This is a genomic window from Streptomyces sp. UH6 (genome assembly GCF_013421635.1).
GTDB lineage: Bacteria > Actinomycetota > Actinomycetes > Streptomycetales > Streptomycetaceae > Streptomyces > Streptomyces abyssomicinicus.
This window is the reverse complement of the sequence record NZ_JACADT010001179.1, coordinates 1-1,575: the sequence shown is the minus strand read 5'-3', so window position 1 is coordinate 1,575 and position 1,575 is coordinate 1. Positions and strand designations below refer to the sequence as shown.

The following is a 1,575-nucleotide window of genomic DNA, read 5'->3' as shown; positions in this document are numbered from 1 at the left end:
GTCGACCTCGGCGGGGCGCGGCGCGGTGGAGACCGCGGCGGGATTCGAACCCGCGTGCCTGGATTTGCAGTCCAGTCCCTGGGCCACTCGGGCACGCGGTCCTGGTGGCGACGTCCATGACGCTACGGGTCCCGCGCGGCGCGGCTCAAGCGATCGGGCGGGGCCGCAACAGGACTGCCATGCCCCGTTCATGAACGGTCCGTCGCGGACCGGCCGTCGGGACAGGAGCGACCGTCCGGCTCGCCCCTTACGCTTGCGGCATGACCAGCCGCCCCCTCGACTCCTCCCGCGACAACGACGTCGTGCCGGACCCCCTCGACGCGCATCCCGAGGAGTCCGTCCTCGGCCGCTCCCACCGCGCGCTCAGCATCGGCATCGTCTCCGTCGTCCTGCTGATCGCCTTCGAGGCGACCGCCGTCGGGACCGCGATGCCGGTCGCGGCCCGCGAACTGAACGGCGTGGAGCTGTACGCCTTCGCGTTCTCCGCGTTCTTCACCACGAGCCTCTTCGGCATGGTGGTCTCGGGCCAGTGGGCCGACCGGCGCGGTCCGCTCGGTCCGGTGGCGCTCGGCATCGCCTCGTTCGGCGCGGGCCTGGTGATCTCCGGGCTGTCCGGGACGATGTGGGTGTTCGTGCTCGGCCGCGCGGTGCAGGGCCTCGGCGGCGGACTTGTGATCGTCGCGCTGTACGTCGTGATCGGCCGGGCCTACCCGGAGCGGCTGCGGCCCGCCATCATGGCGGCGTTCGCGGCGAGCTGGGTGGTGCCGTCGGTGGTCGGGCCGCTGGCCTCCGGCACCGTCACCGAACACCTCGGCTGGCGCTGGGTGTTCCTCGGCATCCCGGTGATCATCCTGCTCCCGCTGGCGCTGGCCCTGCCGGAGATCCGCCGCCGCGCGTCCGGTCCGACCGACGAGGGGGCCGCCGCGACGGCCGACCCGCGCCGGATCCGCCTCGCGCTCGCCGTCTCGATCGGCGCCGGCCTCTTCCAGTACGCCGCGCAGGACCTGCGCTGGTTCTCCCTCGTCCCCGCGGTCCTGGGCCTCGCCCTGCTGGTGCCGGCCGTCCTCGGCCTGCTCCCGCCCGGGACGTGGCGCTCGGCGCGCGGCCTGCCCTCGGTGGTCCTGCTGCGCGGCGTGGCGTCCGGCGCGTTCATCGGCGCCGAATCGTTCATCCCGCTGATGCTGGTCACCCAGCGGGACATGTCGCCCATCTGGGCCGGCTTCTCCCTCGCGGCCGGCGGCCTCACCTGGGCCACCGGCTCCTGGGTGCAGTCCCGGCCCCGCCTGGAGCGGCACCGGGAGCGGCTGGTCACCCTGGGCATGACGCTGGTCGTCCTCGCCATCGTCGCGGTGCCCGCCGTGCTGATCGAGGCCGTGCCCGCCTGGTGGGTGGCGCTGGTGTGGTCGTTCGGCTGCTTCGGCATGGGCCTGGTCATCGCCTCCACCAGCGTCCTGCTGCTGAAGCTGTCCCCGCCGCACGAGGCCGGGACCAACTCCGCCGCCCTGCAGATCTCCGACGGCCTGGCCAACGTGATGCTGCTCGCGGTGGCGGGCGCCGCCTTCGCGGCCCTCGGCG

Annotated in this window: 1 protein-coding gene and 1 tRNA gene; one reads left to right on the top strand and one right to left on the bottom strand. The window is 74.1% G+C overall.

What is annotated here, in order from left to right:
- Positions 1–26: 26 nt before the first annotated feature.
- A tRNA-Cys gene (locus HW445_RS30375) sits at positions 27–101 on the bottom strand.
- Between the two features lie 159 nt (positions 102–260).
- Here HW445_RS30375 and HW445_RS30370 point away from each other — a divergent pair.
- Positions 261–1,575 (top strand): MFS transporter (locus HW445_RS30370; RefSeq protein WP_180224015.1); only part of this gene is annotated, 1,315 nt, incomplete at its 3' end.